At 75.0% G+C, this 5,121-nt stretch carries 6 protein-coding genes; 4 read left to right on the forward strand and 2 right to left on the reverse strand.

What is annotated here, in order from left to right:
• The coding region (locus AC0CYZ_RS04730) for a hypothetical protein (protein ID WP_472212831.1) at positions 1–331 on the forward strand (331 nt) is incomplete at its 5' end.
• Between the two features lie 8 nt (positions 332–339).
• Here AC0CYZ_RS04730 and AC0CYZ_RS04735 read toward each other — a convergent pair.
• Positions 340–1,137, reverse strand: a complete 798-nt coding sequence (locus AC0CYZ_RS04735) for an inositol monophosphatase family protein (protein WP_472212833.1) — start codon at positions 1,135–1,137, stop codon at positions 340–342.
• A gap of 68 nt (positions 1,138–1,205) precedes the next feature.
• On the opposite strand from AC0CYZ_RS04735, the gene AC0CYZ_RS04740 reads away from it, so the two are divergent.
• Both AC0CYZ_RS04740 and AC0CYZ_RS04745 read left to right on the forward strand, forming a co-directional pair.
• Complete coding sequence (locus tag AC0CYZ_RS04740; RefSeq protein ID WP_472212835.1) at positions 1,206–1,880, forward strand: response regulator transcription factor; 675 nt, start codon at positions 1,206–1,208, stop codon at positions 1,878–1,880.
• Positions 1,881–1,923: 43 nt separating this feature from the next.
• Positions 1,924–3,204 carry an ATP-binding protein gene (locus AC0CYZ_RS04745; RefSeq protein ID WP_472212838.1) on the forward strand — a complete coding sequence of 427 codons (1,281 nt, stop codon included), beginning with the start codon at positions 1,924–1,926 and terminating at the stop codon, positions 3,202–3,204.
• Between the two features lie 9 nt (positions 3,205–3,213).
• Here the strand turns inward: AC0CYZ_RS04745 and AC0CYZ_RS04750 are convergent, their stop codons facing one another.
• The gene (locus AC0CYZ_RS04750; protein ID WP_472212840.1) at positions 3,214–3,702 is read right to left on the reverse strand and encodes a GtrA family protein; all 489 of its coding nucleotides are present in this window, start codon (positions 3,700–3,702) and stop codon (positions 3,214–3,216) included.
• A 163-nt stretch (positions 3,703–3,865) separates the two neighbouring features.
• Between AC0CYZ_RS04750 and glnT the strand changes: the two genes are divergently transcribed.
• The coding region (gene glnT / locus AC0CYZ_RS04755) for a type III glutamate--ammonia ligase (RefSeq protein ID WP_472212842.1) at positions 3,866–5,121 on the forward strand (1,256 nt) is incomplete at its 3' end.

Consider the following 5,121-nt stretch of genomic DNA (forward strand, 5'->3'; position numbering starts at 1 on the left):
TCGACGTGGGCGGGAACCGATGCCGGGCCGCCGCCGTCCGATCGTCGTGGGGGTCGACGTGCTGCCCGGCTGGCTCGAGGCACTGGGGTTGCCGCCGCCGACGGTGCTCGTCGCGACGGCGCGGGACGACGCGGCGCTGCCCGACGGTGCCGACCGCATCTGGTGCGTGGTCTCCGGGCCCGAGGGCTGGGACGTCTACTGGGCCGAGGACGGCGCGCGCTTCTCCTGGACCCGCTTCGACGAGGAGTCCAGCGCCTGCCTGCACCTGTTCGGCCGGTTGGCCTGGACCCAGATGATGCGCGGCGCCGTGGGCCCGGGTCGCGCCTCCTGACCGGGACCTCAGCGCCCGACGATCCCCAGCACCGCGTCGTGCAGACGCCCGTTAGTGGTGAGTGCCTCCCCGGCGTCGATCCGGTCCGCGCCCGCGAAGTCGGTCAGCCGGCCTCCCGCCTCGCGCACGACGACGGCCGGCGCGGCCAGGTCCCACGCGCTCGCCCCGGGCTCGACGGCGGCGTCGAGGAGCCCCTCGGCGACGAGCACGTGGTGGAAGAAGTCGCCGAACGCGCGGCTCTCCCACGTCTGCCGGGTCAGGGCCAGCCAGCGGTCCTGGGCGCCGATGCTGCGCCAGTACTCGAGGTCGGTGGTGGACACGTAGGCGTCGGCGAGCTCGGCCACCCCGGACACCGCGATCGGGGCCGCGTCGATCCCGCGCGCGACGTCGGAGGTGAAGGCCCCCAGCCCGCGCGCGGCCCACCAGCGCCGCCCGAGCGCGGGCGCGCTCACGACGCCCACCGACGGCGACCCCTCGGACACCAGCGCCAGCAGCGTCGCGAAGACCGGGACCCCGCGGGAGAAGTTCTTGGTGCCGTCGATGGGGTCGACGATCCAGGAACGCCCGCCGTCGGGCGTCTCCGTCGGCCCGCCGCGCTCCTCGCCGAGCACGGCGTCGTCGGGACGCTCCGCGGTGAGCAGCCGGCGGACCTCGTCCTCGCAGGCCACGTCGGCGTCGGTGACGGGGGTGCGGTCGGGCTTGCGGTCGACCTGCAGGTCGACCGCCCCGAACCCCCCGAGGGTCACGGTGTCGGCGGCGTCGGCGATCCGGCGGGCGAGGTCCAGGTCGGCGGCGAGGTCGGTCACGCGCGCATCCTCCCATCCGCCCGGCGGCCGCACGGAGATCACGCACACCGCGGACTACGCTCGTCCGCATGACCACCGTGCTGCTCGTCGAGGACGACGCGGCCATCGCCGGGCCGCTCTCCCGCGCGCTGACCCGCGAGGGGTACGAGGTGGACATCATCGACGACGGACCGAGCGCCGTGACGCGGGCCGGCGACGGCGAGGTCGACCTCATGGTCCTCGACCTCGGGCTCCCCGGGATGGACGGTCTCGAGGTCTGTCGCCGGGTCCGGGCGGGGAAGCCGGACCTGCCCGTGCTGATGCTGACCGCGCGGACCGACGAGGTCGACTTCGTCGTCGGGCTCGACGCCGGGGCGGACGACTACGTGGGCAAGCCCTTCCGCCTGGCCGAGTTGCTCGCGCGCGTCCGTGCGCTGCTGCGCCGCCGCGCGCCGGAGATCCTCGACGCGGGCGGGGTGCGGATGGAGCCGTCGGCGCGCCGGGTGCTCGTCGACGGGGTCGAGGTGGGCCTGGCGAACAAGGAGTTCGAGCTGCTGCGGGTGCTGCTCGCGCACGCCGGCCAGGTCGTGTCCCGCGAGGAGATCCTCCGCGAGGTCTGGAACGACCCGGAGATGAAGACCTCCAAGACGCTGGACATGCACATGTCGTGGCTGCGCCGCAAGCTCGGCGACACCGACGGCGGCCCCGCCTCCGGCAAGCGCATCTCGACGGTGCGCGGGGTCGGGTTCCGCTTCAACACCTGAGGCAGCGGCTCCAGGGGCGAGCGGAGCGACGGGGAGGAGCGAGATGCGCCGGCGCATCCTGATCTCGACCCTGCTCGTCGTCGCGATCACCGTGACCGTGCTCGGCGGCCCGCTGGCGATCACCACGTGGCGCCTCGTCGAGGACTTCACGCACGCCGAGCTGGCCGGCCGGCTCCGGCAGGTCGTCAACACCCTCGACGCGCAGGCGCAGTCCGATCGCGCCGTCGACCTCGCCGGGGTGGCGATCGCGGTCCCGCCGGGCGGCTCGCTCGTCGTGCGGACCGCTCGCGGGGTCAGCGCCATCGGCGACACCACCGACCCGACGCAGGTCGCCGAGACCCTGCCGTTCGGGCTCAACGGCTCGGCGGTGATCTCGGAGCCCGCCGCCGAGATGCGCTCGCGCCAGTTGCAGGCCACGGCGCTCGTGCTCTCCGCCGTCCTGCTCTCGGTGGCCGTGGGCGCGATCGTCGCGACGGTGACCGCCCGGCGGCTGGCCGATCCGTTGCAGCAGGTCGCGGGGCGCGCCGCCCGGCTCGGCGCGGGGGACTTCCGGCTGACGCCGCACCGGCACGGCATCCCCGAGCTGGACCGGGTGGCCGACGTCCTGGACTCCTCGGCCGTCGCGCTCGCCGAGCTGCTGCAGCGCGAGCGCGACCTCGTCGGGGACGTGTCCCACCAGCTCCGCAGCCGGCTGACCGCGCTGCAGCTGCGCCTCGACGAGCTCTCCTCCCACCCCGACCCGGACGTCTCCGTCGAGGGCGCGGCCGCTCTGGAGCAGGCCGAGCGGCTCTCCGAGGTCCTCGACGAGCTCCTGAGCTCCGCCCGGGAGGCACGCGCCGCGAGCGCCTCACCGCTGGCGCTCGAGGGCGAGCTGGCCGCGGTCCGCGACGAGTGGCAGGGCCCGGTGAGCGCCGAGGGGCGGACGCTGCGGGTCCGCGGGGGCGAGGGGCTGGTGGCCCGGGCGACGTCGGCGCGGTTCCGGGAGGCGCTCGGCGTCCTCGTCGACAACGCCCTGCGCCACGGCGGGGGCACCATCACGATCTCCGGACGGCACTCGGACAAGGACACGATCGTCGTCGAGGTGTCCGACAACGGCGACGGCGTGCCCTCGGAGCTCGCGCCGCACGTGTTCGACCGCGGCGTCTCCGGGGCGGCGTCCACCGGCGTGGGCCTCGCGCTCGCCCGGGCACTCATCGAGGCCGACGGCGGGCGGCTCGAGCTCGCCCGCACCCGGCCCGCGGTGTTCGCCGTCTTCCTGCCGATGCCGCGGACCGACCAGGTCGTGGCGGCGCCCCGGCCGCTGCCCGCGACGGGCCCGCGCTGACGGGTCGCGTCAGTCGGCCAGCGCCGCCGGGAACACCCAGCGTCGGAAGGCCCACCAGCGGAAGGCCATGGCGAGCAGCGTCCCGACGACCTGGGCGCTGACCAGGTCGGCCACCTGCTCGGAGAACGCCGACACGTGCGGCACGGCCCAGTGCAGCACGTACCGCGAGACGCCGAGGGGCGCGGCGTTGACGAGCAGCGCGATCCCGGAGACGACGAAGTAGCGCGTCGCCTCCCGGGGCCGGGCGAGTCCGCCGCGGGCGCGGAAGGACCACTCCCGGTTGGCGATGTAGCCGACGATCGTCGCGACGAGCACCGCGAGGATCTTCGCCGTGACCGGCTTCGGCTCCAGGATCGTGTTCTCGAGGAGCAGGAACACTGCGGTGTCGACGACGAAGGTGCCGGCGCCGACGACCGCGAACCGCACCAGTTCGGCGTGGCGACCCAGGAGCGTCGCGGGCGAGGCGAGGGAACCGCCGGTCCGCCTCGGGTGCTCCATCGGGGTCGAGTCTAGAGCCGGCCGGCACGTCTCGTGGTGGCCCCTCGACGGACCGTGCCCGGACGGGTGGGTTCCCGGACGTGACGATCCCGTTGCGTCTCTTGTCGGGAGACGACGTCTCTTCCTAGTGTCCGAGCCAGGGGGACGAGCGGATGGAGACGGCGTGACGGTGGACGCGATCGGCCGGACGGACACCGGGACGAGCCTCGCGGAGCGGGTGGCGGCCGACGGCGTCCGCTTCCTGCTCGTGGTCTTCGTCGACCTCACGGGCAAGCCGTGCGCCAAGCTCGTCCCGGCGTCCTGCGCCGAGCAGGTGCAGGCCGACGGCGTCGGGTTCGCCGGCTACGCGGTGGGAGCGATCGGGCAGCAGCCGCACGACCCCGACCTGGTCGTCGTGCCGGACCCGTCGTCGTACACCCCGGTGCCCGCCGTGCGGGAGGGGCTCGCCGTGGTGCACGGCGACCCGCACGTCGAGGGGGTGCCCTGGCCCTACGCCCCGCGCGTCATCCTGCGACGTGCGCTCGAGCGCACGTCGCACACCCTCATGGCGGGCGCCGAGGTCGAGTACTTCCTGCTCGCCCGCGACGCCGACGGCACGCTGCGCCCCGCCGACGCCCGCGACGACGCCGACCGGCCCTGCTACGACGCCCGCGGCCTGACCCGGATGTACGACCACCTCACCGAGGTCTCCGGCGCGATGGACGCGATGGGCTGGGGCAACTACGCCAACGACCACGAGGACGCCAACGGGCAGTTCGAGCAGAACTTCGGGTTCGCCGACGCCCTGACGACGGCGGACCGGGTGATCACCGCGCGGTACGTGATCTCGGTGCTCGCCGAGGCACGCGGCATGACCGCGACGTTCATGCCGAAGCCCTTCACCGACCGGACCGGTTCGGGGATGCACCTGCACCTCTCGCTCTGGGACGACGACCACCCGCTGTTCCCGACGACGGGTGCCGACGGCCCCGGCGTGCACGGGCTGGGGCTCTCCGCGCTCGCGGACGGCTTCCTCGGCGGGATCCTGGACCACGCACCGGCGCTGCAGGCGCTGCTCGGCCCGACCGTGAACTCCTACAAGCGCACCGGTGCCGCCGCCCCGCGCTCGGGGGCGACGTGGTCGCCGAGCCGCGCCACGTACGGCGGCAACGACCGGACCCACTTCGTCCGCGTCCCCGACGGCGACCGGATCGAGCTGCGGGGCGCCGACGGGTCCACCAACCCCTACCTCGCGCTGGCGGGCACCGTCGCGGCGGGCCTGGACGGCGTCGCGCGCAGCCTCGACCCCGGGCCACCCGGGACCCCACAGGCCCCGGCCGACGGGCCCGAGCTCCCGCCCACGCTGCTGCACGCCGTGGAGGCGCTGGCCGCGGACCCCGTCGTGACCGGCGCGCTGGACGGCGCGGGCGCGCCCGTCGC

It is taken from the genome of Actinomycetospora sp. (genome assembly GCF_055612215.1).